The following is a 24,348-nucleotide window of genomic DNA, read 5'->3' as shown; positions in this document are numbered from 1 at the left end:
ATAAAAGGTGTCATAACCACGTTATGACACGATGAGAGGGGTCGGGCATGGGCAACAAGTTCCTCGAAGGCAACTTCGCCCCGGTGAGCCGGGAGCACACGATCACCGAGCTGGCCGTCACGGGGCGGATCCCCGACTTCCTCGATGGCCGCTACCTGCGCAACGGGCCGAACCCCCTGTCCGAAGTGGACCCGGCGGCCTACCACTGGTTCATGGGCGACGGCATGGTGCACGGCGTGCGCCTGCGCGACGGGAAGGCCGAGTGGTACCGCAACCGCTGGGTGCGCAACCCGGCCGTCACGGCGACCTTGAACGGCGAGGACGCGAGCCCCTTCTGCGGGCTGGACGCGCTGGGCGCCAACACCAACGTCATCGGCCACGCCGGCCGGACCTTCGCCCTGGTCGAGGCGGGCGCGCCGATCTACGAGCTGACCGACGAGCTCGACACCGTCGGCCGGTGCGACTTCGACGGCACCCTGCCCGGCGGCTACACCGCCCACCCCAAGCGCGACCCGCGCACCGGCGAACTGCACGCCGTTTCGTACTTCTTCGGCAACGGCAACAAGGTCCAGTACTCGGTGATCGACGCGGCGGGCCGCGCGCGCCGCACGGTGGACGTCGAGGTGACCGGGTCGCCGATGATGCACGACTTCTCGCTGACCGAACGGCACGTCGTGTTCTACGACCTGCCGGTGACGTTCAACGCCGAGATGGCGGTGGCGGCCACCGTGCCGGGCGCGCTGCGGACGCCCGCGAAGCTGGTCCTGTCGGCGATGGTCGGCAAGGTCCGCGTGCCGGACCCGGTCACCGCGATGATGGCGCGCAAGATCGGCGCGAACGGCGGCCTGCCCTACCGCTGGGACGAGAAGTACCCGGCGCGCATCGGCGTCATGCCGCGCGAGGGCGGCAACGGCGACGTCCGGTGGTTCGAGGTCGAGCCGTGCTACGTCTTCCACCCGCTCAACGCCTACGACGACGGCGACAGCATCGTGCTGGACGTCGTGCGCCACCCGAAGATGTTCGACCGCGAGCTGCACGGCCCGGACGAGGGCGGCCCGACGCTGGACCGCTGGACGGTCGACCTCACCGCGGGCAAGGTCCTGGAGGAGCGGCTGGACGACCGCGCCCAGGAGTTCCCGCGCGTCGACGAGCGCCTGGTCGGCCGCAGGCACCGCTACGGCTACGCGATGTCGGCCGAGGGCGGCGCGGAACCGGGCGGTTCGCTGTTCAAGCACGACCTCCACACCGGCTCACGGGAGGAGCGCGCGTTCGGCGGCGGGCGGCAGCCGGGCGAGTTCGTCTTCGTGCCGTGCCACGAGGACGCGGCGGAGGACGACGGCGTGCTGATGGGCTTCGTCTTCGACCCGTCGACCCGGCGCAGCGACCTGACCCTGCTGGACGCGGGCACGCTGGAGACGGTCGCGGCGATCCACCTGCCCGACCGCGTCCCCCACGGCTTCCACGGCAACTGGGTCGAGTCGGCCTAGGTGAGCACCCGGTGGTCGCCGGTGTAGAGGTTCATCGAGTCGCCGCGCAGGAAGCCGATCAGGGTCATCCCGTTCTCTTCCGCCAGCTCCACCGCCAGCGACGACGGGGCCGACACCGCGGCCAGCAGGCCGATCCCGGCCATCGCCGCCTTCTGGACCAGTTCGAACGACGCGCGCCCGGACACCAGCAGGCCGTGGCCGGGCGCCGGGATCCGGTTCTCGAGGACGGCCCAGCCCAGCACCTTGTCGACCGCGTTGTGCCGGCCGACGTCTTCGCGGACGACGGCCAGCCCGCCATCGGGTGTGAACAGGGCCGCCGCGTGCAGGCCGCCCGTGCTGGAGAACACCTTCTGCCGCTCGCGCAACGCGTCCGGCAGCGTGGCGAGCGTCCGGCTCTTCACCGCGAACGCCGCGCCGGCCGGCGAAAACCGGGTGCGGAGCTTGACCGCGTCGAGCGCGGCCTTGCCGCAGACACCGCAGGACGACGTCGTGTAGAAGTTGCGCTCGACGCCGGTGTCGGGGGGCGGGACGCCGTCGGCCAGGGCGACGTCCAGGACGTTGTAGGTGTTGCGGCCCTGGTCGTCGATGCCGTCGCAGTAGCGGGCGACCGCGACGTCCTCGCGGCCGCCGATCACGCCTTCGGACAGCAGGAAGCCGTGGGCCAGCTCGACGTCGTGCCCGGGCGTGCGCATGGTGACCGCCAGCGCCTTGCCGCCGACCCGCAGCTCGAGCGGCTCTTCGGCGGCCAGCGCGTCCGGCCGGCGCCGGTCACCGGCCGCGGAGATCTTCCGCACCGGCCTGCGCACGGTCACCCTGCCCATCCTCCACACCTTTCGCTGCCCGGCTGTGCTGGTCGTCACCGATGCGGCCACAGTCACGGCCGGACGACTCCCCGGCAACGGTCGCCCGCCGCTCGAGGGACCGGCCTCCTTTTGGCCGCACCGGTAAGTTTGACACCCGCATGGTGCAACACCGGGTATTTAGTAATACATTCCCTCCATCATCCCCCAGAGTACGGAGGGAACCGGATGGCTCTCGGCTTCCTGGACCGTTCCCGGATCGTGGCACCGCCCGGCTGGACGCGCTGGCTGGTGCCGCCGGCGGCCCTTTCGGTACACCTGTCCATCGGGCAGGCGTACGCGTGGAGCGTCTTCAAGACCCCGCTCGAGAAGACGATGGACCTCAACGGCACGCAGAGTTCGCTGCCGTTCCAGCTCGGCATCGTGATGCTCGGCCTGTCCGCCGCGTTCGGCGGCACGCTGGTCGAGCGCAACGGCCCGCGCTGGGCGATGTTCGTGTCGATGTGCTGTTTCGCCAGCGGATTCCTCGTTTCCGCGCTGGGCGTGGCGACCGGGCAGTTCTGGCTGGTCGTGCTCGGCTACGGCGGGATCGGCGGCGTCGGGCTCGGCATCGGCTACATCTCGCCGGTGTCGACGCTCATCAAGTGGTTCCCGGACCGGCCGGGCATGGCCACCGGGATCGCGATCATGGGCTTCGGTGGCGGCGCGCTGATCGCCTCGCCGTGGTCGTCGTCGATGCTCGGCACCGCGCCGACCGCCGGCACGATCGCGACGGCGTTCCTCGTGCACGGCATCGTCTACGCGGTGTTCATGTCCATGGGCTGGCTGCTGGTCCGGGTGCCCGCCGACGACTGGAAGCCGGCCGGCTGGGAGCCCAAGACCGACCACGGCGCCGCGATGATCACGACGGCGAACGTCTCGGCGGCCAACGCCATCAAGACGCCGCAGTTCTGGTGCCTGTGGGTCGTGCTGTGCTTCAACGTCACAGCGGGCATCGGGATCCTGGAGAAGGCCTCCCCGATGATCGTGGACTTCTTCAAGAACACCTCGACCCCGGTCGGCACCGCCGCGGCGGCCGGGTTCGTGGCGCTGCTGTCGCTGTGCAACATGCTCGGCCGGTTCGTCTGGTCGTCCACTTCGGACCTGGTGGGGCGCAAGAACATCTACCGCACCTACCTCGGTGTCGGAGCCGTGCTGTACCTGGTGATCGCGCTGACGCAGAACTCGTCGAAGCTCGTGTTCATCCTGTGCGCGATGGTGATCCTGTCGTTCTACGGCGGCGGGTTCGCGACGGTCCCGGCGTACCTGAAGGACCTGTTCGGCACCTACCAGGTCGGCGCGATCCACGGCCGGCTGCTCACCGCGTGGTCGGTGGCCGGCGTGCTCGGCCCGCTGATCGTCAACCGGATCGCGGACAGCGAGAAGGCGGCGGGCAAGTCCGGGCCGGCGCTCTACCAGCTGTCCTTCTACATCATGATCGGCCTGCTGGTGGTCGGCTTCGTGGCCAACGAGCTGGTGCGGCCGGTGAAGGAGAAGTTCCACGAGCCGGTCGCCGCGGCGGCGAGGAGTGAGGCGTGATGAGCGAGCAACCCCGGGAAGCCGGGACGACGAACCGGGTCCCGCTGATCGTGCTGGCCTGGGCGTGGGTCGTGCTGCCCTTCGCCTACGGCGTGTACCAGCTGTTCCTGAAGCTGGTGCAGCTCTTCGGATAGCGCTGTGACCTGAGTCACCCGTGCAGCGGAGGCGGGCCCGGCGGCGTCGGTAGGACGTGCACCTACTGGGGAAGATCGCCGTCGCCGGGCTCGCCTTCGTCGTCCTGTGCGGGACCGCCTACGGCTACTCGAACCTCCGGTCGCTCGACGAGGTGACGCGCGACAGCGTGATCGACGCGGACGGTGGCACCCCGCCGGGGGAGCAGCCGGCCGACGGCTCGCTCGACATCCTGTTCGTCGGCCGGGACTCGCGCACCGACGACCAGGGGAACCCGCTTTCCGCCGACGTCCTGCGCGAGCTGCGCGCCGGCGCCAACGGCGACGACCTCACCGACACCCTCATCGTGCTGCGGATCCCGAACGGCACGAAGGCGGTGAAAGCGTTTTCCATCCCGCGCGACAGCTACGTGTCGATGCCCGGCGGGAAGGGCAAGATCAACGCCGCGTTCGGCCGCGCCAAGGCCGCCGAAGCCAAGCGGCGCCGCGACTCCGGGGAGACCGACAAGGCGAAGATCGACCAAGCCGCCCTCACCGCAGGGCGGCGCGCGACGCGGCAGGCCGTCGAAGACCTCACCGGCGTCAAGATCGACCACTTCGCCGAGGTCAACCTGCTGAGTTTCTACGAGATCAGCCAAGCCATCGGCGGCGTCGACGTCTGCCTCAAGCAGGCCACCCAGGACCGCAACTCCGGCGCGGACTTCCCGGCCGGCCCGCAGCGGATCTCCGGCGCGGACGCGCTGGCCTTCGTCCGTCAGCGCGACAACCTCGTCGGCGGCGACTTCGACCGGGTGCGGCGCCAGCAGGTGTTCCTCGCCAGTCTCGCGCGGCAGGTGCTCTCGGCCGGGACGCTGGCCGACCCCGGGAAACTGGGCGACCTGATCGACGCCGTCAAGCACTCGGTCGTGCTCGACAGCTCGTGGAACCTGCTCGACTTCGTGGCGCAGATGCGCGGCGTCACCGGCGGCGGGATCCAGTTCGAAACGATCCCGGTCGTCAACCGCGACTACCGGTACGACCCGGCCAACCCGCGTGCCACGGCCGTGCAGGTCGACCCGGCCGCCGTGAAGAAGTTCGCGGCCGGCCTGGTCGGCGCGGCCGCGCCGGCGACGCCGGCGTCGCGGGATGCCGCGCCGGTCACCGTCGACGTCTCCAACGCGAGCCCGAAGAGCGGCCTCGCCGCGCGCGTGGCGGGGTTCCTCGGCGAGCACGGCTTCCCCGAGAGCACGAGCGGGAACACCGACGCGCGCCGGACGTCCCTGGTGCGCTTCGGGCCCGGCCTCGCCGAGCGCGGCGCCGAGGTCGCGAAGCTGCTCGGCGGGCTGACGACGCAGGAGTCCCCGGCCGTGCCGGCCGGCCACATCGAGGTCGTGCTCGGCACGGTGTACTCCGGCCCGGGCGCGAACGGCGGCGGGGGCGCCCCGGCGGCCGGCGACGAGCCGATCACCTCCGGCGGGGTCGCCTGCGTGAACTGACCGGCCGTGGCGAAGCGCTTTTTCGCCGGTTTCCACAGAATTGCGCCAGTAATTTCCGCAAAGTCCCGCAAGAACGTTTCCGCCGACCGGACCACGGCGGACCACGCGGGTGACTGGTCTTGACGCTGCCTCCCTGGTGAGGCAGTGTGCGGGAACCGTCGGGCGGTAGTCCGCGCGGCGGACCGGAAAAGATCACCGGACCGGTGGGGAGCCGGAAAAACAATTTCGAGAAATACGGAAAGTCCGGAACCTATGCGTAGCAGCGTTGCCCGCGGAGGGTGGCTCCTTCCGGTGCTCGCTTCGGCCGTTCTCTGCACGGCCTGCCAATCTTCGTCCGCCGCGGCGCACTACTCCGAGTCGATCGACGCCTGCAAGCTGCCCGGCGCGAACACGCGTGACAAGCTCGCTCCCGGGACCGTCGAAGTGCCTTCCGGCGCGGTGAAGACGGCCGACACCCCGGTCGTGCCCCAGGACCGCTCCGCCGAGGGCAACGACCTCACCACCTGCAAGCGCCTGTTCGCCCGCGACCTCGGCGGCGGGAAGCCCAACATGCAGGACTACCGGGTGGTGACGATCGCCGTCGTGCGGTTCACCGACTCCGACGCCGAACAGGGCGCGGGCAAAGCGAGCCAGTTGCTCACCGACGCGCTCGCCGACCACTCGGGCGTCCGCCTCGCCACCGGAATCGGCGACGAGGCCGGCTTTTCCGAGCAGTGGGCCGCGGTCCGCAGCGGGAACGTCGTGCTCGGCCTGGCGATCGCCGACGGGGGCACGGAGGCCGCGCTGATCCCGCCGGCGACCCTCGACAGCGTCCAGGCCGTGGTCACCGACATGACGAACACCCTGCAGCGCGACTACAAGGGCTGATCGAGCGCCTCGAGCCGCACCACGATCGCCTTCGACACCGGCGTGTTCGACTTCTCCGCGACCGAGTCCAGCGGCACCAGCGCGTTGGCCTCCGGGAAGTACGCCGCCGCGCAGCCGCGGGCCGTCGGGTAGGCGACCACACGGAACGACGGAGCCCGGCGGTCGCCGTCCCGCCACTCCGAGACGAGGTCCACCATCGCCCCGTCGGCCAGGCCCAGCTCCGCGAGGTCGGCCGGGTTGACCAGCACGACCCGGCGGGCGTTCTCGATCCCGCGGTAGCGGTCGGACAGCCCGTAGATCGTGGTGTTGTACTGGTCGTGGCTGCGCATCGTCTGCAGCAGCAGCCGGCCTTCGGGCGCCTTCGGGTACTCCAGGCCCGACACCGTGAAGTTGCCCTTGCCGTTCGTGGTGCCGCTGAACTGGCGGGAGTCGCGCGGCGCGTGCGGCAGCACGAACCCGTCCGGCTCGCGGACACGGCGGTTGTAGTCCTGGCAGCCCGGCACGACGCGGGAGATGCGGTCGCGGACCAGGTCGTAGTCGGCCTCGAACGTCCGCCACGGCACGGCGTGCGCCGCGCCGAACAGCGCTTCGGCCAGCCGGCAGACGATCGCGACCTCGGACAGCAGGTGCTCGCTCGCCGGCTTCAGGCGGCCGCGGGACGGGTGCACCTGCGACATCGAGTCCTCGACCGTGACGAACTGCTCGCCGCTCGCCTGGACGTCGCGCTCGGTGCGGCCGAGCGTCGGCAGGATCAGGGCGGTGCGGCCGTGCACGACGTGCGACCGGTTGAGCTTCGTCGAGACGTGCACGGTCAGGGCGCACGAGCGCAGCGCCTTCTCGGTCAGCTCCGTGTCCGGCGTCGCCGACGCGAAGTTGCCGCCGACGGCGAAGAAGACCTTGCCGCGGCCGTCGCGCATCGCCCGGATCGCGTCGACGGTGTCCAGGCCGTGCTCGCGCGGGACCTCGATGCCGAACTCGGCGTCGAGCGCGTCCATGAAGGACTCCGGCATCTTCTCCCAGATGCCCATGGTCCGGTCGCCCTGGACGTTCGAGTGCCCGCGCACCGGGCACAGGCCCGCGCCCGGCTTGCCGATCATCCCGCGCATCAGGGCGAGGTTCGCGATCTCGGAGATCGTCGGGACGGCGTGCTTGTGCTGCGTCAGGCCCATCGCCCAGCAGTAGATCGTGCGGTCCGACGACGCGATCATCCGCGCGACGCGCTCGATCTGCTCGCGGGGCAGGCCGGTCGCGAGCTCGACCTCCGGCCAGTCGATCTCCCGCAGGTGCTTCGCGTAGTCCTCGAAGCCTTCGGTGGCCGCCTCGACGAACTCGCGGTCGACGATCGCGCCGGGCGCCTCCTCGTCCCAGGCCAGCAGCAGGTGCCCGACGGCCTGGAACAGCGCGAGGTCGCCGCCGAGGCGGATCTGGGCGAACTCGTCGGCCAGCGGCGTGCCCTTGCCGACGACGCCGCGGACGTTCTGCGGGTTCTTGAACCGCATCAGCCCGGCCTCGGGCAGCGGGTTCACGGCGATGACCTTCGCGCCGTGGCTCTTGGCCTCCTCGAGCGCCGAAAGCATCCGCGGGTGGTTGGTGCCCGGGTTCTGCCCGACGACGACGATCAGGTCGGCCTGGTGGATGTCGGCCAGGCTCACCGAGCCCTTGCCGATGCCGGTGGTCGCCTGCAGGGCCGCGCCGGAGGACTCGTGGCACATGTTGGAGCAGTCCGGCAGGTTGTTGGTGCCGAAGGAACGCACGAGCAGCTGGTAGAGGAACGCGGCCTCGTTGCTGGTGCGGCCGGAGGTGTAGAAGATCGCCTCGTTCGGGTCGGTCAGCGCCTTGAGCTCGCCCGCGACGAGCTCGAACGCGTCGTCCCAGGTGATCGGCTCGTAGTGCGTCGCGCCCTCGCGCAGCACGAACGGCTCGGTGATCCGCCCCTGCTGGCCGAGCCAGTAGTCGGTCTTGGTGCGGAGGTCCTCGATCGGGTGCTTCGCGAAGAACTCCCGGTCCATCCGGCGCTTGGTGGCTTCCTCGGCGACGGCCTTGGCGCCGTTTTCGCAGAACTCGGCCAGCTTGCGCTTCTCGCCGTCGACCTCGCGGGGCTCCGGCCACGCGCAGCCGGGGCAGTCGAACCCCGCGCGCTGGTTCAGCAACCGCAGCGCCTTGACCGTCCGCCCGGTGCCCATCTGCTCGACGCTGCGCATCAGCGACACGGCCACGCCGGGTATCCCGGCGGCCCAGCCCTTCGGCTTGCCCACCTCGAGGCGGCTCTCGTCAACGTCCTGCGCCGGCGCTTCACGGGTCATGCGTTCATCGTGCGCCCTGGTGATCGTCCGCGCGAACAGGGGGTGCGTCACACCTCCGCGGTGCGCAGCCCCCGGTCCACGACGGTGACGACGAGCAGCACCCCGCTGATCACCAGCAACGCGATCGCGAGCCGGTGCAGGCCCGCCGAATCCGCGTGCGGGCCATAACAAAGCGCAATGAGCGTCGAGGCCACGATCGCGCCGAGGTACTGGGCGGTGCGGAACAGGCCGCTCGCCGTGCCCATCTGCTCGGCCGGGGCCTCGCGGTAGAGCGTCGTCTGGTTCGCGACGCTCGTCAGGCCCTGCGCCAGGCCGAACAACGCGGCCAGCGCGAGCAGCGCGCCGGCCCACGTGCCGTCGTGGACGAGCAGCAGCAGCGCCGAACCGCCGAGCAGCGCCACCGCGACGGTGACCAGCCGCGCCTTGATGCCCGACGCGCGCCCCGAAAACGCCGCGGCACACACCGCCGTGCCCGACATCGGCAGCAGCATCAGCCCGGCGGCCTCTTCGGACAGCTGCCGCGTCGTCTCCAGCCACTGGACGTAGCCGAACATGATCGCGTAGATGGCCATGAAGCTCAGCGCCTGCCGCAGGTAGGTGCGCAGGATCGCGCGGTTGGCCGCGAGCATCCGCAGGTCGAGGAACGGGTGCGCGCGGCGCAGCTCGACCAGCGTGAACGCGGCACCGAGGGCGGCGACGACGGCGAGCAGCCAGGCGCCGGCACCCGGGTCCATCAGGAAGAACAGCAGCGCGAGCAGGGTCGCCGAGAACAACGCGATGCCCACGACGTCGATCGGGGTGGCGGTGCGGGCGCCGCGGTCGTCCTTCGGCACCCACAGCAGCGCCAGCACCAGCGACAGGCCGGCGAGCGGGATGTTCACGGCGAAGATCGCCGGCCAGCCGAAGAGGCCGATCAGGACACCGCCGAGCGTCGGGCCGATCACCATGACGGTCTGCGCGGACATCGACAGCACGGACAGCACACGGGCGGGCACGCCCTGGCCGGTGGCCTCGGCGTGGTGGCGCAGCACGGCCATCGCGGCCGGGAAGCCGGCGCACGTGCCGAGGCCGAGCACGACCCGCACGCCGGTCAGCCAGCCGACCGAGAGCGGGATCATGCCGGCGACCCCGGCGATGATCACGAGGGTGGCGCCGCCGAGCAGGACGCGCCGCGCGCCGTAGCGGTCGACCAGCAGGCCGACCACCGGCTGCCCGACCGCGGTGGCCAGGTAGAGCGCGGAGATCAGCCAGGCCGTCTGGCCGGGTCCGGCACCGAAGCTCTGCCCGATCGGCACGAGCGCGACGGCGATGAGCGTGGAGTTGATCGGGTTGAGCACGGCGCCGGCCACCAGCGGGGTGACCAGGCGCGCGCCGAACTTCGCGGGAGCGGTGACGGTGCTCGTGAGAACTCCGTTTCTCTTACAGGCCGACGGGGGTCAGTGTTGCGCGACGCGCTGCAGCAGCGGCAGGGCAAGGGTGACGCCGTCGAGCTCGGCGGGGGACAGCTCGTCCGCCAGCGCCTGGGCCAGCCACTCGTCGCGGTGCTGCTGGATGCCGCGCACGGTGTCGGTGCCGGCCTCGGACAGGCTGATCACCACGCGGCGCCGGTCGGCCGGGTCGGGGGTGCGGGCGAGGTAGCCGAGCTCGTCGAGCACGCCGAGGGTGGCGGCCATCGACTGCTGCCGGACGTGCTCGGCGGCGGCCAGCTCGCCCTGCGTGGCGGGGCCTTCGCGGTGGAGCCGGTTGAGCACGGCGGACTGCGACGGCGTCAGGATCCCGGCGTTGTCGACCTGGCGCAGCCTGCGGTGCAGCTGCCCCACGACGGCCCGGATCCACCCGGCGCTCTCGGCGACGTGCGCTGGTACTTCGCCCATGCACACAGGTTAACTGTACAGTTCAGCCTGTGCATCTCGATGTGACGAACTCCTAGCCGTCGCAGTCGTCGAGGGTCGGCACGGGGTACTTCGGGTCGTAGTAGCCGGGCGCCTCCCGGTCACCCGTGGGCGGTGCGGCCGCCGGCGGGTTCGCGTAGCCGGGGGCCAGGAAGCCCTCCCGCGCCGCCGCGCAGCCGACCGACGAGACCGCGCTCCGCCCGCCGTCGAGCCACAGCCCCCGGCTGTTCTTCGCCAGGCCGGCGCTCGTGGCGACGACGTAGGTCTCGTCGACGCGCAGGAAGCTGACGATCTCGTTCGGGCTGGTCAGCGTCTCCGGGTGGACGTTGTCGAAGGCGTACGCGACGACGTACTTGGCGTCCACGGCCAGTTCGCCGGGCTTGTCGCCGGCCCGCGCGGTGAGCGTGCCGAACGTGCGCGGTCCCGCGTCGAGGAGGTGGTAGCCGTCGGCGATCTCGGTCAGGTAGGAGTCGAGGCCGGGCTTGTCCTTCGCCGGTTTCGCGGTCAGCCACGGCGTCATCTGCTCGCGCTGGTCCGGGGCGAAGAGCGCGAGGTAGGCCTTCGGGTCGTGCGCGGACAGCACCGCCGGGTCGAGGTGGGCGGCGGTGATGGCCTGCCGGGACTTCGCGTAGGCGTCCGCGACCGCTTCGGCCGTGAACTTGCCCACCGGGGCGGCGGCGGGCGAAGCGATGCCGCCGATGCCCTTCGGCCAGACGTCGGCGGGGGTGCGCGCGTACGGCCGGGCCAGGTCGACCGGGGCGACCTCCGGCACCGACGTCGGGTTCGGCGGCCCGGCCGCCGGCGCGGGCCGGCGGCCGACGTACACGATCGCGGCCGTCGTCACGGCGAGGATCGCCACGAGCACGGCGAAGATCCACCAGCGGCGCCGCGGGCCCCGCGAGGCGCGTCGCTGCTGCTTGCGGAACTGCTTGCGGTCCTTCTTCGAACCCAGCCAGGCGTCCGTCCGCGCGTGCTTGCGCCACTCCGGGTCCGCCAGGTCCGGGTGCGATTCGAGCAGGTTGTCCTCGTCCACGTGCTTTCCCCCAAGGTCGACGACAGATCATCGACAGGGGCGGACGAGCGTTACTGACCGAAGAACAGGAGCGAGGCCTCGTTGACGCCGACGCCCTGGACCTGGTGCACGATGATCGCCGCGGCGACCAGGGCGGCGACCAGCAGCAGCGCCAGAACGCCGGGCCAGCGGCTCTGCCCGGGCCGCTGCACCCCGCCCGCGCGGCGCTCGCGCTTGCGGCGCTTCTTGAGGTCCTTCTTGGCACCCAGCCAGGCGTCCCGCTCGGCGTACTTCTGCCAGTCGGGGTTCATCAGGTCCGGGTGCGTCTCCAGGCGCCGGTCGTCCGGATCCTGTGGCTGCTGAGGCTGTGCCATCCCGAGTGCCTTCCCCCTGGGTGACCCGCCGTGACGGGTTCGTAGACTTGTCCATTGTGACCGAGAACGCTCCGCAGCAGACCACCGACCTTCCGGGTGCCTGGGACCCGGCCGCCGAGGAAGCACCGATGTACGACCGCTGGGTAGCGGCCGGGTACTTCACGGCCGACGCCTCGTCGGGGAAGCCGCCGTTCTCGATCGTACTGCCGCCGCCGAACGTCACCGGTTCACTGCACATGGGCCACGCGCTCAACCACACCCTGATGGACGCGATGAGCCGCCGCCGTCGCATGCAGGGCTACGAGGTGCTGTGGTTGCCGGGCATGGACCACGCGGGCATCGCGACGCAGAACGTCGTCGAGCGCCAGCTGGCCGGCGAAGGGCTTTCGCGCCACGACCTGGGCCGCGAGAAGTTCGTCGAGCGGGTCTGGGAGTGGAAGGCCGAGTACGGCGGCCGGATCCTCGGCCAGATGAAGCGCCTCGGCGACGGCGTCGACTGGTCGCGGGAACGCTTCACCATGGACGAGAACCTGTCCAAGGCCGTCCAGACGGTGTTCAAGAACTTCTACGACCAGGGCCTGATCTACCGCGCCGAGCGGATCATCAACTGGTGCCCGCGCTGCCAGACGGCGCTGTCGGACATCGAGGTCGACCACAACGACGACGACGGCGAGCTCGTCTCGATCCGCTACGGCGACGGTGCCAACGCGATCGTCGTGGCCACCACCCGCGCGGAGACGATGCTGGGCGACACCGCGGTCGCCGTCCACCCGGACGACGAGCGGTACGCGCACTTGGTCGGCACCGAGGTCGAGCTGCCGCTGACCGGCCGCCGCATCCCGATCGTGGCCGACAAGCACGTCGACCCCGAGTTCGGCACCGGCGCGGTCAAGGTGACCCCGGCGCACGACCCGAACGACTTCGAGATCGGCCGCCGGCACGACCTGCCGATGCTGACGATCATGAACGAGCGCGCCGAGATCACCGCGCCGGGGCCGTTCGAGGGCCTCGACCGCTTCGAGGCTCGTCCGGCGGTCGTCGCGGCGCTGCGCGAGGCCGGCCGGATCGTGGCCGAGAAGCGGCCGTACGTGCACGCGGTCGGGCACTGCTCGCGCTGCGACACGGTCGTCGAGCCGCGGCTGTCGCTGCAGTGGTGGGTCAAGGTCGAGGAGCTGGCCAAGCTGGCCGGCGACGCGGTCCGCGACGGCCGCACCAAGATCCACCCCGCGGAGCTGGGCAAGCGGTACTTCGACTGGGTCGACAACATGCACGACTGGACGATCTCGCGCCAGCTGTGGTGGGGCCACCGCATCCCGGTCTACTACGGCCCGGACGGCGAAGTCGTGTGCGTCGGCCCGGACGAGCAGCCGCCGTCGGGTGAGGGCTGGACGCAGGACCCGGACGTGCTGGACACGTGGTTCTCGTCGGGCCTGTGGCCGATGTCGACGCTGGGCTGGCCGTCCGGCTCCGAGGACCTGGCGAAGTTCTACCCGACCAGCGTGCTGTCGACCGGCTACGACATCCTGTTCTTCTGGGTCGTCCGGATGATGATGTTCGGCGTGCACCAGATGGACGGCAAGCAGCCGTTCGACCACGTGTACCTGCACGGCCTGATCCGCGACGCCCAGGGCAAGAAGATGTCGAAGTCGCGCGGCAACGTGATCGACCCGCTGGAGTGGATGGACGCCTACGGCGCGGACGCCACCCGCTTCACCCTGGCCCGCGGCGCGAACCCGGGCGCGGACATGGCCCTGGCCGACGAGTGGGCGGCCGGCTCCCGCAACTTCTGCACGAAGCTGTGGAACGCGACGAAGTTCGCGATGATGAACGGCGCCTCGGTCGCTTCGCCGTTGCCCGCTGCCGCTGACTTGACGGAATCCGACCGCTGGATCCTCGGCCGTCTCGGCGCGCTGGTGTCCGAAGTGGACGGCCTGTTCGAGGACTTCCAGTTCGCGAAGGTGGCGGGCGCGCTCTACCAGTTCACCTGGAACGAGCTGTGCGACTGGTACCTGGAGCTGGCGAAGGTCCAGCTGTACCAAGGAGACACCGCGCGGGTTGCCGCCACGCGCGCGGTCCTGGGCCACGTGCTGGACACGGTGCTGCGGCTGCTGCACCCGTTCATCCCGTTCATCACGGAGAAGCTCTGGACGGCCCTGACCGGCGGCGAGTCGCTGGTGATCGCGGCCTGGCCGGCGGCTTCCACGTCGTACGCCGACCCGGTCGCGGACGCCCGGATCGCGGACGTCCAGAAGCTGGTGACGGAGATCCGCCGCTTCCGCGCCGACCAGGGCCTGAAGCCGGGCCAGAAGGTGGCGGCCCGGCTCGCGGGCTACGCGGGCGGCCACGAGGAGGCGATCCGTTCCCTGGTCCGCCTGACCCCCGCGGCCGAAGACTTCGCCGCCAGCGCGTCCCTCGAGGTGGCCCTGGCCGACGGCGTGGTGACGGTGGAGCTGGACCTCTCGGGCACGGTCGACGTGGCGGCCGAGCGCAAGCGCCTGCAGAAGGACCTGACGGCGGCCGAGAAGGAGCTGTCCCAGACCGAAGCCAAGCTGGGCAACGAGGCGTTCATCGCGAAGGCCCCGGAGCACGTGGTCGAGAAGATCAAGGTGCGCAAGGAAACCGCGGTGGCGGACATCGACCGCATCACGGCCCGCTTGGCTGCGTTGCCCGCTTCCTGAGGCTTGACGGCGAAGCCCGGCACCTCCAAGCGGAGGTGCCGGGCTTCGTCTTGAATCAGGAGGAGCGAGCGGCGTCGTAGCAGCGCTGCCGCTCCTGCTTCCACAGGTCCTGATCGCCGAGCCCCGCATATTCGTCGCGCAGCCGACGCGCGAGAACGTAGAAGCCGCTGCTCGGCAGACCGCTGTCCTTCGACACGACGAGCGCACTCCACAGCGGCTCGTCGCGGTCGGCCGCGCGAGCGGACACCTGCTCGAGGAAACGCCCCAGGTGATTCGGCTGCACACCGACGCGCCTGCCGAGCGGAACGTACTCGATCACGCCGCCTCCGGTCGCGACGCCGTACAGGATGTCGGCGATGCGGTCCACGCGGTCCATCTCAAAGGTTTCCGGCACGCGGCAAGGGTCGCCCGGAACGGCCCGGCTGTTACTCGCCCGCGCCGGAGGCCGCGGACGGCCTCCGGCGCGAACGTGGTCAGCGCAGTGCCTTCAACACCACCGCCGCGATGCCCGCCATCCCGGTCTTCAGCGGGTGGTAGGCGGCGGCCTCGAAGACGTTCTGGTCCTTGCCGTTGATCCACGCCGCGCCGCCGCGGGCGCAAGCGTCGTGGCCGCGGGAGGGGCCGTACGTGTCGACGTACTCCGCTTTGCCGTCCGCGTCCGCCGCGTCGGCCAGGGTCTTGTTCAGCGCCTCCTCGACGCTGTTCAGCCACGCGTAGTCGCCGTCGGCGAAGGGGAGGACGTCCGGGCAGTAGCCGGATGCCGGGGCGATCCGCGGGTAGCCGACCACCAGCACTCGCGCGCTCGGTGACCGTTCGTGGATCGCCGCGAGCACCGTCTCGACCCGGGGGCCGATGTTGTCGATCACCGACAGCACGGAACCGCCGAAGTGCTCCTCGCACGGGTTGCCCGTCGGGTCGCTCGCGCGCAGGCCCGGGCACGTCGAGGTCAGGCTGCCGAACACGTCGTAGTCGTTGCCGCCGATGCCGAGCGTCACCAGGTCGGTGTCGATCCGCAGGGCGCCCAGCTGCGGGGCGTTCGTGCCGTTGAAGGGCACGCTCTGCGGCCGCGTCATCGACCCCGTGTCGGCGCCCGCGCAGCTGACGTCGGTGAACCGGCCGGTGTGCAAGGCCGCCGCCAGCACCGACGGGTAGTTCGCGGTGGACCGCCCGCAGCCCAGCGGGTCGAGCCGCTGGACCGGGATGAACGGCCCGGAGGTGTAGGAGTCGCCGAGGGCGACGTAGCTGCCGATGGTCGTCGCCGAAGCGGCGGCCGCGGTGGTGGTGAGCAGAGTGGCTGCCGAGACGACGGCGATGAGCAGCCGGGCGATGCGCATGAAGACCCCGTTCTGGTTTCCGGAAACGCTCCTTCCGCATCTAGCGAGCCCCGGACACCGAGGGGACGGACTTCACCCGCCAGTCGGGTCACCGTCGTCGTGCTCACGGTAAGTGATCAGAGTGCGCCAGAACAGCAACGGCCGGACCGTGCTGCCGGGCAGCAGCCGCGCCGACTCGCGGCGGATCTCCGCCAGCGTCGGGTAGTCGTCGAAGACCGGTGCCTTCGGGCCGTCCTCCGGGCCGCCGTTCAGCCGCTCGCCGGCGTAGACGACCAGCCGCGCGAACGCGTTGACCGGCACCGCCGCGACCGCCCGCGCCCAGTCCCCGGGGGTGCTCGGCCGGGCCGGCCCGAGCACCGCGAGCACCCCGCCCGGCACCAGCGCGCGGCGCAGCTTGGTGACCGTCTCGAACGGCATGTGGTGCAGGGACGCCAGGCACGAGATGAAGTCGTAGTGCGCCTCGGGCAGGGGGTCGGTGACGACGTCGGCCTGCCGGTAGACGATCTTGCCCGGCCCCGGCGAACCGAGCCCCGACGCCGCCTCGATCATCGCCGCCGAGACGTCGACCGCCTCCACCGTCATGCCGGTCGCGGCCAGCCGGCGCGCGAACCGGCCGGTGCCGCAGCCGACGTCCAGCGCGATCCCCGGCCCCGGCGGGAGCAGGTCCAGCACCAGCGGGTGGTAATGGTCGTTGTGGTTGAACGGCATGCGTCGAGAGTGCCACTCATCACGCACGTAGACTCGGAAGGCAAGTGCGAAACCCCAGGCCGGAGGAGAGTCAGTGCCGCAGGATGAGACAGGTCGCGAGCCGGACCTGTCGGATCTGGACAGCTTCGCGGGCGTCGACGAACTGGGGACGTCGGGCTACGAGGAGTCCGACGACCACGACCCGGAGCTGGACGTCCGCGACACGGCGTTCGAGGCGGGCGGCGGCAGCCGCGGCGGGATCGGGGGTGTCGGGCAGCTGGGCGACAACCTCGCCACCGGCCCGGTGCCCGACCTGGTCACCGCCGAGGACGCCGAGCTGCACGAGCTCGACGACCAGGGCCCGCAGGCGGAGTTCGGCGACCCGGACGGCCCGGAAGCGCGCCACGAGCTGATGGCCGTCGAGGCCGAGCTGAACCAGCGCTGGCCGGAGACGAAGATCGAGCCGTCGCTGACCCGCATTTCGGCGCTGACGCAGCTGCTGGGCGAGCCGAACAAGGGCTACCCGGTGCTGCACGTCGCCGGCACGAACGGCAAGGGCTCCACGGCCCGGATGATCGACGCGCTGCTGACCCGGATGGGCCTGCGCGTCGGCCGCTACACCAGCCCGCACCTGCAGCTGGTGACCGAGCGGATCGCGCTCGACGGTCACCCGATCTCCGCCGCCCGCTACGCCGAGCTGTGGCACGACATCGCGCCGTACGTGTCCATGGTGGACGGTGCCGCCGCGGACGGCGTCGCGATGAGCAAGTTCGAGATCCTCACCGGGATGGCGTTCGCCGCGTTCGCGGACGCGCCGGTCGAAGCCGCCGTGCTCGAAGCGGGCCTGGGCGGTGCCTGGGACGCGACGAACGTCGCGGACGCCGACGTCGCGGTCATCACCCCGATCGGCCTCGACCACGTCGAGTACCTCGGCCCGGACATCCTCGGCGCGGCGCGCGAAAAGGCGGGCATCATCAAGCCCGGCTCGGTCGCGGTCATCGGCGAGCAGGACCCCGAGGTGCTGAAGGTCCTGCTGGAACGCGCCGTCGAGGTCGACGCCGCGGTCGCGCGCGCGGGCAGCGAGTTCGGCGTGCTCGAGAAGGAGGTCGCCGTCGGCGGGCAGCTGCTCAAGCTGCAGGGCCTCGGCGGCGTCTACGACGACATCTTCCTGCCGCTGCACGGTGCCCACCAGGCCGCGAACGCCGCGCTCGCGCTGGCCGCGGTGGAGGCGTTCTTCGGCGCGGGCAAGGACAAGCAGCTGGTGGTCGAGGCCGTGCGCGAGGCGTTCGCCGAGGTCGAGACGCCCGGCCGCCTGGAGCGGGTCCGCGCGGCACCGGCGGTCATGCTCGACGCGGCCCACAACCCGCACGGCGCCCGCGCGCTCGCGGCGACCGTGGCCGAGGAGTTCGCCTTCCGCCGCCTGGTCGCGGTGGTCGGCGTGATGGCCGAAAAGGACGCGCTCGGCATCCTCGAGGCGCTCGAGCCGGTGGTTTCGGACGTCGTCGTCACGCGGAACTCGTCGCCGCGCTCGATGCCGCTCGACGAGCTGAACCAGCTGGCCATCTCGGTGTTCGGCGAGGAACGCGTGGTCGCGGAGACGGACCTGGAGACGGCGATCGAGACGGCGATCGCGCTGGTCGAGACCAGCGACGACCCGGAGGAGCCGCTGTCCGGCGGTGGCGTGCTCGTCACCGGCTCGGTCGTCACCGCGGGCGAGGCGCGCACGCTGTTCGGGAAGGAGCCGGCGTGAGCGAGACCCCGGAGAAGCCCAAGCCCAAGGACCCGATGAAGGGTTTCCGCGGCGTGATGTCGGGAACGCTGATCATGGAGGCGATCACGGTCGCGCTCGCGCTTCCGGTCGTGAACAAGCTGGGCGGCGGGATCAGCACGGTCACCGGCTGGACGTGCATCGGGATCGCCGCCGTCCTGCTCGTGACCTGCGGGTTCGTCAAGCGGCCGTGGGCGGTGCCGCTGATCCTGGGCCTCCAGGTGGTGCTGATCGCGATGGTGTTCTGGCTGCCCGCGATGGCCGTCCTGGGGGTGCTGTTCCTGGCCCTGTGGCTGTGGCTGCTGTGGCTGCGCAAGGACGTCGCCCGCCGGATGGCGGCCGGCACCCTCGCGAGCCAGCAGCCGCAGCCCTGAACTTCAGAGGTAGTCGCCCTCGGCGACGTCCTCGAGCAGGCCCGGGTGCAGCGGTGACCAGCCGAGCAGCTCCCGCGTGAAGGCGCTGGAGACGGGCGCGTCGAAGCCGTAGGCCGTCGCGAAGAACGGGCTGGCGTAGTGCCCGGCGGCCTCCTCCGGCGTCAGGGAGACCGCGGGCAGGCCGAGGCCGCGGGCGATCGTCTCGGCGATGTCCCGGAAGACGACGTTTTCCGCGGCGCCGTGGACCACGGTGCCCGCGGGCGCCTTCTCCAGGGCCAGCCGGAACAGGACGGCCGCGTCGAGCCGGTGCACCGCGGGCCAGCGGTTGCCGCCGTCGCCGACGTAGGCCGACTGCCCGGTCTTGCGCGCGGTGTCGACGAGCATCGCGATGAAGCCGTAGTCGCCCGGGCCGTGGACGGTCGGGGCGAGCCGGACGACACTCGCGCGCACACCGCGGCCGGCGAACCCCAGGCAGGCGCGTTCCCCGGCGATCCGGAACGGGGCCAACCCGGCGGTGTCGGGTTCGTCCTGCTCGGTGCTTTCCCGGCCGGCGGGCATGACCAGCGTGCCCGACGTGCTGACGAACGGCTTCCCGGTGTTTTCCAGGGCCCGCCCGAGCGCCTCGATCGCGGCCGTGTCGCGCCGCATCATGTCGTCGGGGTCGGCGAAGTCGCCCCCGAAGGCCATGTGCAGGACGCCGTCGGCGGCTTCGGCGCCGCGGCGCAGGCTGTCGAGGTCGGCCAGGGAGCCGCGGTGCGGCGTGGCGCCCAAGGACTCGAGCTTGGCCGCGGAGGCGTCCGAGCGGGCCAGGCCGGTGACGGTGTGGCCGCCCGCGATCAGCTCGGTGACGACGGCGGGGCCGGTCAGGCCGGAACCGCCGGTGACGAAGACGTGCATGGGTCTCTCTTCAGGGTAGTGACAGTGACTGACGCTACGAACTGTACCTCGTAGTGTCAGTCACTGACGCTACGGGTAGGCTGACCGGGTGCCCCGCAGCGGAGAAGAAGCCCGCCGCCGCCTCCAGCAGGCGGCCTTGGAGCTGTACCAGGAACGTGGCTTCGACCGGACCACCACGGCCGAGATCGCCGCGCGGGCCGGCGTCACCGAGCGCACCTTCTTCCGGCACTTCCCGGACAAGCGCGAAGTGCTCTTCGACGGCGAAGCCACCCTGCGCGCGGAGCTGGTGAAGTCGGTGGCCGGCGCGCCCGCCGGCGAGCCGCCGCTCGCGGTCCTGCTCGGCGCCTTCCGGAAGTCCGGGCGGATCCTCGAAGGCAACCGGTCGTTCGCCGAGCCGCGGCTGGCGGTCATCGCCGCGACCCCGGCGCTGCGGGAACGCGACCTGGCCAAGGCCGCCGCGATGGCCGACGCCCTGGCAGCGGCGCTGCGCGAGCGCGGGGTCCCGGGCCGGCTCGCCGCGCTGGCCGCCCACATCGGCTGGCTCACCTTCCACCACGCCGCCGGAGCGTGGATCGAGGAGTCCGCGCGCAGCCTGGACGAGCACCTCGACGAAGCCTTCGCCGACCTGCGCGGGCTGTCGGCGGAGACGGGCGGCTGAGCGCCCGCCTCCGCCGGGAACCTCAGCGCAGCACGACGATCCGCAGCGCGGGGGAGCGCAGGATGTCGGCTTCGCAGAAGCGGCCCTGCACCCATTCACCGCGGCTGTAGAGCTTCGTCTGGTCGCTGAAGTACGGCGACTCCGGGTTCGCCGACTGCGAGTAGGTCAGCACCGTCGAGACGTCCGGGCAGGCGCTGCCGCGGAACCCGACCACCTGGACGTAGCTGGACCCGTGCACGACCTCGACGTTCCCGCGCGCCGGGTCCCACTCCGGCGTCACCACGTCGAGCACGCCGAGGAAGCCCTGCCCGCCGTGGAGGGGAATGCGCTCGCCGTTGCGCGTGACGGCTTGGCCGTCCCGCAGGCGAGCGTCCGGCGGCAGCCCGGCCGTCCGCAGTTCGGCCAGCGCGTCCCCGAACGCCTTCCGGACGTCCGGGTTCGCCACGTTGAGCGTGTTCGGCGTGGTCAGCGGCGCCTTCGGGTCGAACGGCACCGTGAAGCGGTCGACGGTGCCCAGCCGCGCGGCGAACCGCTGGAACAACAGCGATCCCCGCGTGTCGAGGGAGTACGTGTGGTCCCAGCTCGCGAGCGCGGCGCACGCGGCCCCGACCGGCACCGGCCCGGACGACGACGGCGCCTGCCCGCCCGGGAACGACGCGCACAGCTTCGCCAGGTCCGCCGCCGTCAGATCGGCGAACAGGCTGTGGTCGGCGAACAGCATCTTCTTCATCGAGTCCGGGGTGAACCCGCCCTTTTCGGCCGTGAGCAACGCTTCCCGCGTGCGCGGCGAGCGTTCGGTGCCGAGGTCGCCGACGATGTGCGGGTACCCCGTGATCGGCGCCTTCGCGTTCGCCAGCCAGGCGCTGTCGTTGGTGTTCAGCTCGTAGTCCCGGCGTTGCTGCCGCGGCAGCCGCGACGGCGCGAAGATGCCGGGCTCGAGCGCGCCCGGGTCGGAACCCCACTGGCACGACGACTTCGATCCGTCCAAAATGGCCAGTCCGACCACGGCGAACGTCTGCTGTCCCAAGGGAGTGCTGCAGGCCTTCGCGTGCTCGTCGGTGACGTTCGGGACGACCTGGATGTCGGCGTAGAGCGCGTTGCCGGCGCGGTCGGTCGCGATCGTGTTGACCCACGGCACGCCCTGGGTGCGGCTCAGCGCGCGGACGACGTCACCCGTGCTGTGCGCCTGGTCCAGCTCGAACCACGTGTTCAGCCCGCGCAGGTTCGTCGCGTTGGCGTCCCGCACCGCGTACGCCGATTTCGCCGTCCACGGCAGCGGAATGCCCTGGAAGTCGCCGAGCACCGAGCCGTACCGCGTCGACCAGAACGTCTGGCGGACCGGCTTCAGCGAGCCGTCGGCCTGGCGCACCCGGACCGTGACGTCGGCCCGGGTCATCTTCTCGGGCTTGCCGTCGACCAGGTAGGTCGTCGGGTCGCCGGGCTTCAGCGGCACCTCGAAGAGGCCGAAGGTGACCGGTGTGGACACCGTGTGCGTCCAGGCGGCGTCGGCGGTGTGCCCGATCTGGACGAACGGCATCCCGAGCAGGCTCGCGCCCGCGACGTCGAACCGGCCGGGGATGGTCAGCTGGCTCTGCCAGAACCGGCGCCCGGCCTGCCACGGGTAGTGCGGGTTGCCGAGCAGCACGCTGCCCTGACCCGCCGCGGTCCCGTCGGCGCCGATCGCGAGGCCGTTGCTGCCCAGCCCGCTCCCGCCGAGGGCCTGCCGGACCTTGCCGGAGAGCTGCCCGGCCGTCCCGGGCGCCGGCGTCGCGCCGGACGGCGGCGCGGCGAACAGGCTTTCGGCCACCAAGCCCTGGCCGCCGGTGATCGCGATGGCGTAGAAGTGGCGGTAGAAGTCCTGCTCGGTGATCGGCCGGACCCAGGCGGCGCCGCGGCAGGCCGGGTCGGAGATCCCGGACCGGCCGGTGCGGGCCAGGTAGGCGTTGAACCCCTTGACGTAGCCCGAAACGATCTGCCGGACCTCGGCCCGCGGGCCCTGCGGCGCGGGCTGCGCGGCGAGCCGGTCGACGACGCCCGAGTCGTTGATCCGCTGGAAGAACAGGTCGCTGTGGAGGTTGCTCCCGGCCTCCGAAAGCGACGGGTAGCCGCCGCCGTCCGGGCCGAGGTACTCCGCCCGCTGCGCGCTCACCGTGAGGTAGATGTTCGCGAGCTCGCAGATGTTGTCGGTCGCCGCGGCGTAGCCGTACCCGTAGCCGAGCCCGGCGAAGTCCTTCGCGACGATGTGCGGGACGCCGTGTTCGGTGTACCGGAGCACGGCCTTCGAGTCGCCGGCTTCCGCGATGCCGGGCCCCAGCGTGGTGATCGAGAGCGCCGCCGTGAAGACGGCGAGTGACTTCGTGAATCGTCTCATCTGACCCCCTGGTCGTGATCGCCACGCTACCGATGGCGACGGCGCGCGGGCATGGGGGAAAACCCGGGGATTCGTCCGTCTCGCGCACTCCGGCGTTGGCCGCGGCGGGAGAGGAACCGGACATGACCGAACCGCCCCCCACTCCCGCCGACCCGTCGTTCCGGGCCCGCTCGCCGGCCCGGCCACCGGGGGACCGGCCAGGTGGGCGTCGCCCGTCTCCCGTCCGGCACCGAGTACCACTGCCGCGTGACGGTGGACTCGCCGGCCCGAAGGCGGTGTTCGTGCACGCCCCGCGGGGACGTCCCTGTGGTCGAAGAACCTGCACCCGCACGCCCGCTGAACACGGTCGGCTACGCTCACGCGCACCGACCCCGAACCGCACCAAGGAGAAACACCGTCGTGACTGAACGCACGCTGGTCCTCGTCAAGCCCGATGGCGTCGCGCGCGGCCTCGTCGGCGAGGTCGTCTCGCGCATCGAGCGCAAGGGCCTGAAGCTCGCCGCCCTCGAGCTGCGGACCGTTCCGCAGGCGCTGGCCGAGGAGCACTACGCCGAGCACAAGGAGCGTTCGTTCTTCGGCGACCTGCTGGAGTTCATCACGTCGGGCCCGCTGGTCGCGCTCGCCGTCGAGGGACCGCGCGCCATCGCCGCGTTCCGCCAGCTCGCCGGCGGCACCGACCCGGTCGAGAAGGCCACCCCTGGCACCATCCGCGGCGACTTCGCGCTGGAGACCCAGTACAACCTGGTCCACGGCTCGGACTCGCCGGATTCGGCCGAGCGCGAGCTGAAGCTCTGGTTCCCCGACCTGTGACCGGCGCCGGGGCCGCGCCCGCGCGTGGCCCCGGTTCTCCCCAGGAGCACCCGTGACGACGATGCCGTTCCCGGCCCGCGAATACCTGCCGGTCCTGCGTGAGCTGACCGGTGCCTTCGCCCGGCAGCTGCGGACGGCCGACCCGGCCGCGAAGGTCCCCGACTGCGGCGACTGGACCCTGGCCGACCTCGGCACGCACCTCGGGAACGTCCACCGCTGGGCCGCCGCGGTCGTCGCCACCGGCGAAGTCCAGAAGCAGGACTTCGCGCAGGGTCCCGGCGCCGACCTGGCGTCCTGGTACGCCGAAAGCGCCGGGCTGCTGATCGACGCGCTCGAAGCGGCCACCCCCGAAGACCGGTGCTGGCACTTCGGCGGCACCGAGAAGACCAAGGCGTTCTGGTTCCGCCGCCAGGTCCACGAAACGGCCGTCCACCTCGCCGATTCGGGCAGCGGCCACGTGCTCGACGCGGCCGTGGCCGCCGACGGCGTCGACGAGGTCCTCGGCACCCTCCTGCCGCGCGTGACGCGCTGGCACGCCGTCCCCGAACTGCCCGGGCCGGTTTCCCTGCGGGCCACCGACACCGGCGACGTCTGGACGGTCCACCCCGGCGAGCCGCCCGCGCTCGGCCCGGCCGCCGACGGCGCGACCGTCGAAGCGCCGGCCCGCGATCTGCTGCTGCGGCTGTGGAAGCGCACCGGCCCGGCCCCGCGCGCCGAAGGCGCCGCCGCGGCCGCGTTGCTCCGATCGCCGCTGACGCCCTGAGGGTGTTCTAGACCGTTCAGGCGGCGTTCACCGGGAAGTCTTCCCCCGGCCGTGCCACTGCGCTGTGCTGGTCCGGCTCACTCTCACTA

Annotated in this window: 22 protein-coding genes; 11 read left to right on the top strand and 11 right to left on the bottom strand. The window is 71.6% G+C overall.

Annotated features, from left to right (window positions below; translation table 11 throughout):
* Positions 1 to 47 precede the first annotated feature (47 nt).
* Entirely contained in the window at positions 48 to 1,487 is a 1,440-nt protein-coding gene (locus tag ACYVLJ_RS35935) for a carotenoid oxygenase family protein (RefSeq protein ID WP_460442038.1), read from the top strand.
* On the opposite strand, the gene fdhD is transcribed toward ACYVLJ_RS35935, so the two are convergent.
* Complete coding sequence (gene fdhD, locus ACYVLJ_RS35930) at positions 1,484 to 2,308, bottom strand: formate dehydrogenase accessory sulfurtransferase FdhD (protein ID WP_460442037.1); 825 nt, start codon at positions 2,306 to 2,308, stop codon at positions 1,484 to 1,486. The two genes, ACYVLJ_RS35935 and fdhD, sit on opposite strands and share 4 nt — an antisense overlap.
* 207 nt (positions 2,309 to 2,515) lie before the next feature.
* On the opposite strand from fdhD, the gene ACYVLJ_RS35925 reads away from it, so the two are divergent.
* From ACYVLJ_RS35925 to ACYVLJ_RS35910, 4 genes are all read left to right on the top strand, one after another.
* Positions 2,516 to 3,865 (top strand): OFA family MFS transporter, encoded by a 1,350-nt coding sequence (locus ACYVLJ_RS35925; RefSeq protein WP_460442036.1) that lies wholly within the window; start codon positions 2,516 to 2,518, stop codon positions 3,863 to 3,865.
* Complete coding sequence (locus ACYVLJ_RS35920) at positions 3,865 to 3,999, top strand: MFS transporter small subunit (RefSeq protein ID WP_451978478.1); 135 nt, start codon at positions 3,865 to 3,867, stop codon at positions 3,997 to 3,999. The genes ACYVLJ_RS35925 and ACYVLJ_RS35920 overlap by 1 nt, the downstream gene beginning before the upstream one ends.
* A 56-nt stretch (positions 4,000 to 4,055) precedes the next feature.
* Positions 4,056 to 5,471, top strand: a complete 1,416-nt coding sequence (locus ACYVLJ_RS35915; protein WP_460442035.1) for an LCP family protein — start codon at positions 4,056 to 4,058, stop codon at positions 5,469 to 5,471.
* Positions 5,472 to 5,762: 291 nt separating this feature from the next.
* Entirely contained in the window at positions 5,763 to 6,338 is a 576-nt protein-coding gene (locus ACYVLJ_RS35910) for a hypothetical protein (protein WP_451978484.1), read from the top strand.
* Here the strand turns inward: ACYVLJ_RS35910 and ACYVLJ_RS35905 are convergent.
* The 5 genes from ACYVLJ_RS35905 to ACYVLJ_RS35885 all read right to left on the bottom strand — a co-directional run bounded on the left by ACYVLJ_RS35905 (position 6,326) and on the right by ACYVLJ_RS35885 (position 11,919).
* The gene (locus tag ACYVLJ_RS35905; protein WP_460442034.1) at positions 6,326 to 8,641 is read right to left on the bottom strand and encodes an FdhF/YdeP family oxidoreductase; all 2,316 of its coding nucleotides are present in this window, start codon (positions 8,639 to 8,641) and stop codon (positions 6,326 to 6,328) included. The genes ACYVLJ_RS35910 and ACYVLJ_RS35905 overlap by 13 nt on opposite strands.
* Before the next feature lie 47 nt (positions 8,642 to 8,688).
* Complete coding sequence (locus ACYVLJ_RS35900) at positions 8,689 to 9,990, bottom strand: MFS transporter (RefSeq protein ID WP_460442033.1); 1,302 nt, start codon at positions 9,988 to 9,990, stop codon at positions 8,689 to 8,691.
* Between the two features lie 87 nt (positions 9,991 to 10,077).
* Positions 10,078 to 10,515, bottom strand: coding sequence for a MarR family winged helix-turn-helix transcriptional regulator (locus ACYVLJ_RS35895; RefSeq protein WP_460442032.1), 438 nt, complete (start codon positions 10,513 to 10,515; stop codon positions 10,078 to 10,080).
* Positions 10,516 to 10,567: 52 nt separating this feature from the next.
* Entirely contained in the window at positions 10,568 to 11,566 is a 999-nt protein-coding gene (locus tag ACYVLJ_RS35890; RefSeq protein ID WP_460442031.1) for a hypothetical protein, read from the bottom strand.
* Positions 11,567 to 11,616: 50 nt separating this feature from the next.
* Positions 11,617 to 11,919 (bottom strand): hypothetical protein, encoded by a 303-nt coding sequence (locus tag ACYVLJ_RS35885; RefSeq protein ID WP_451978496.1) that lies wholly within the window; start codon positions 11,917 to 11,919, stop codon positions 11,617 to 11,619.
* A 56-nt stretch (positions 11,920 to 11,975) separates the two neighbouring features.
* Here ACYVLJ_RS35885 and ACYVLJ_RS35880 point away from each other — a divergent pair, with 56 nt between their 5' ends.
* On the top strand, positions 11,976 to 14,597 hold the full coding sequence (locus tag ACYVLJ_RS35880) for a valine--tRNA ligase (RefSeq protein ID WP_451978499.1): 2,622 nt from the start codon (positions 11,976 to 11,978) through the stop codon (positions 14,595 to 14,597).
* A gap of 55 nt (positions 14,598 to 14,652) precedes the next feature.
* On the opposite strand, the gene ACYVLJ_RS35875 is transcribed toward ACYVLJ_RS35880, so the two are convergent.
* The 3 genes from ACYVLJ_RS35875 to ACYVLJ_RS35865 all read right to left on the bottom strand — a co-directional run bounded on the left by ACYVLJ_RS35875 (position 14,653) and on the right by ACYVLJ_RS35865 (position 16,639).
* Complete coding sequence (locus tag ACYVLJ_RS35875) at positions 14,653 to 14,991, bottom strand: hypothetical protein (protein WP_460442030.1); 339 nt, start codon at positions 14,989 to 14,991, stop codon at positions 14,653 to 14,655.
* A 79-nt stretch (positions 14,992 to 15,070) separates the two neighbouring features.
* Positions 15,071 to 15,931: an SGNH/GDSL hydrolase family protein gene (locus ACYVLJ_RS35870; RefSeq protein WP_460442029.1), complete on the bottom strand. Its 861-nt coding sequence runs from the start codon at positions 15,929 to 15,931 to the stop codon at positions 15,071 to 15,073.
* A gap of 72 nt (positions 15,932 to 16,003) precedes the next feature.
* Positions 16,004 to 16,639 (bottom strand): class I SAM-dependent methyltransferase, encoded by a 636-nt coding sequence (locus ACYVLJ_RS35865; RefSeq protein WP_460442028.1) that lies wholly within the window; start codon positions 16,637 to 16,639, stop codon positions 16,004 to 16,006.
* Between the two features lie 73 nt (positions 16,640 to 16,712).
* Here ACYVLJ_RS35865 and folC point away from each other — a divergent pair, with 73 nt between their 5' ends.
* Together folC and ACYVLJ_RS35855 are read left to right on the top strand one after the other, a co-directional pair.
* Positions 16,713 to 18,368 (top strand): bifunctional tetrahydrofolate synthase/dihydrofolate synthase, encoded by a 1,656-nt coding sequence (gene folC, locus ACYVLJ_RS35860; RefSeq protein WP_451978508.1) that lies wholly within the window; start codon positions 16,713 to 16,715, stop codon positions 18,366 to 18,368.
* 35 nt (positions 18,369 to 18,403) lie between these two features.
* Complete coding sequence (locus ACYVLJ_RS35855; protein WP_451979034.1) at positions 18,404 to 18,760, top strand: DUF4233 domain-containing protein; 357 nt, start codon at positions 18,404 to 18,406, stop codon at positions 18,758 to 18,760.
* A 3-nt stretch (positions 18,761 to 18,763) separates the two neighbouring features.
* On the opposite strand, the gene ACYVLJ_RS35850 is transcribed toward ACYVLJ_RS35855, so the two are convergent.
* The gene (locus ACYVLJ_RS35850) at positions 18,764 to 19,657 is read right to left on the bottom strand and encodes an SDR family oxidoreductase (protein ID WP_460442027.1); all 894 of its coding nucleotides are present in this window, start codon (positions 19,655 to 19,657) and stop codon (positions 18,764 to 18,766) included.
* Between the two features lie 88 nt (positions 19,658 to 19,745).
* Here ACYVLJ_RS35850 and ACYVLJ_RS35845 point away from each other — a divergent pair, with 88 nt between their 5' ends.
* On the top strand, positions 19,746 to 20,315 hold the full coding sequence (locus tag ACYVLJ_RS35845) for a TetR/AcrR family transcriptional regulator (protein ID WP_460442026.1): 570 nt from the start codon (positions 19,746 to 19,748) through the stop codon (positions 20,313 to 20,315).
* Positions 20,316 to 20,337: 22 nt separating this feature from the next.
* Here the strand turns inward: ACYVLJ_RS35845 and ACYVLJ_RS35840 are convergent, their stop codons facing one another.
* Positions 20,338 to 22,686: a penicillin acylase family protein gene (locus tag ACYVLJ_RS35840; RefSeq protein ID WP_460442025.1), complete on the bottom strand. Its 2,349-nt coding sequence runs from the start codon at positions 22,684 to 22,686 to the stop codon at positions 20,338 to 20,340.
* Between the two features lie 399 nt (positions 22,687 to 23,085).
* On the opposite strand from ACYVLJ_RS35840, the gene ndk reads away from it, so the two are divergent.
* Together ndk and ACYVLJ_RS35830 are read left to right on the top strand one after the other, a co-directional pair.
* Positions 23,086 to 23,496 carry a nucleoside-diphosphate kinase gene (gene ndk, locus ACYVLJ_RS35835; RefSeq protein WP_460442024.1) on the top strand — a complete coding sequence of 137 codons (411 nt, stop codon included), beginning with the start codon at positions 23,086 to 23,088 and terminating at the stop codon, positions 23,494 to 23,496.
* Between the two features lie 52 nt (positions 23,497 to 23,548).
* The gene (locus tag ACYVLJ_RS35830) at positions 23,549 to 24,259 is read left to right on the top strand and encodes a maleylpyruvate isomerase family mycothiol-dependent enzyme (RefSeq protein ID WP_460442023.1); all 711 of its coding nucleotides are present in this window, start codon (positions 23,549 to 23,551) and stop codon (positions 24,257 to 24,259) included.
* Positions 24,260 to 24,348 lie beyond the last annotated feature (89 nt).

Source organism: Amycolatopsis stemonae (genome assembly GCF_054781455.1).
This window is presented reverse-complemented; position numbering and strand designations above follow the sequence as displayed.

What these genes read in the sequence shown, in the direction of transcription:
- ACYVLJ_RS35935 (WP_460442038.1), top strand. Translation starts at nt 48, where the DNA reads ATGGGCAACAAGTTCCTCGAAGGCAACTTCGCCCCGGTGAGCCGGGAG.
- fdhD (WP_460442037.1), bottom strand. Translation starts at nt 2,308, where the DNA reads ATGGGCAGGGTGACCGTGCGCAGGCCGGTGCGGAAGATCTCCGCGGCC.
- ACYVLJ_RS35925 (WP_460442036.1), top strand. Translation starts at nt 2,516, where the DNA reads ATGGCTCTCGGCTTCCTGGACCGTTCCCGGATCGTGGCACCGCCCGGC.
- ACYVLJ_RS35920 (WP_451978478.1), top strand. Translation starts at nt 3,865, where the DNA reads ATGAGCGAGCAACCCCGGGAAGCCGGGACGACGAACCGGGTCCCGCTG.
- ACYVLJ_RS35905 (WP_460442034.1), bottom strand. Translation starts at nt 8,641, where the DNA reads ATGACCCGTGAAGCGCCGGCGCAGGACGTTGACGAGAGCCGCCTCGAG.
- ACYVLJ_RS35895 (WP_460442032.1), bottom strand. Translation starts at nt 10,515, where the DNA reads ATGGGCGAAGTACCAGCGCACGTCGCCGAGAGCGCCGGGTGGATCCGG.
- ACYVLJ_RS35885 (WP_451978496.1), bottom strand. Translation starts at nt 11,919, where the DNA reads ATGGCACAGCCTCAGCAGCCACAGGATCCGGACGACCGGCGCCTGGAG.
- ACYVLJ_RS35870 (WP_460442029.1), bottom strand. Translation starts at nt 15,931, where the DNA reads ATGCGCATCGCCCGGCTGCTCATCGCCGTCGTCTCGGCAGCCACTCTG.
- ACYVLJ_RS35865 (WP_460442028.1), bottom strand. Translation starts at nt 16,639, where the DNA reads ATGCCGTTCAACCACAACGACCATTACCACCCGCTGGTGCTGGACCTG.
- ACYVLJ_RS35855 (WP_451979034.1), top strand. Translation starts at nt 18,404, where the DNA reads ATGAAGGGTTTCCGCGGCGTGATGTCGGGAACGCTGATCATGGAGGCG.
- ACYVLJ_RS35850 (WP_460442027.1), bottom strand. Translation starts at nt 19,657, where the DNA reads ATGCACGTCTTCGTCACCGGCGGTTCCGGCCTGACCGGCCCCGCCGTC.
- ACYVLJ_RS35840 (WP_460442025.1), bottom strand. Translation starts at nt 22,686, where the DNA reads ATGAGACGATTCACGAAGTCACTCGCCGTCTTCACGGCGGCGCTCTCG.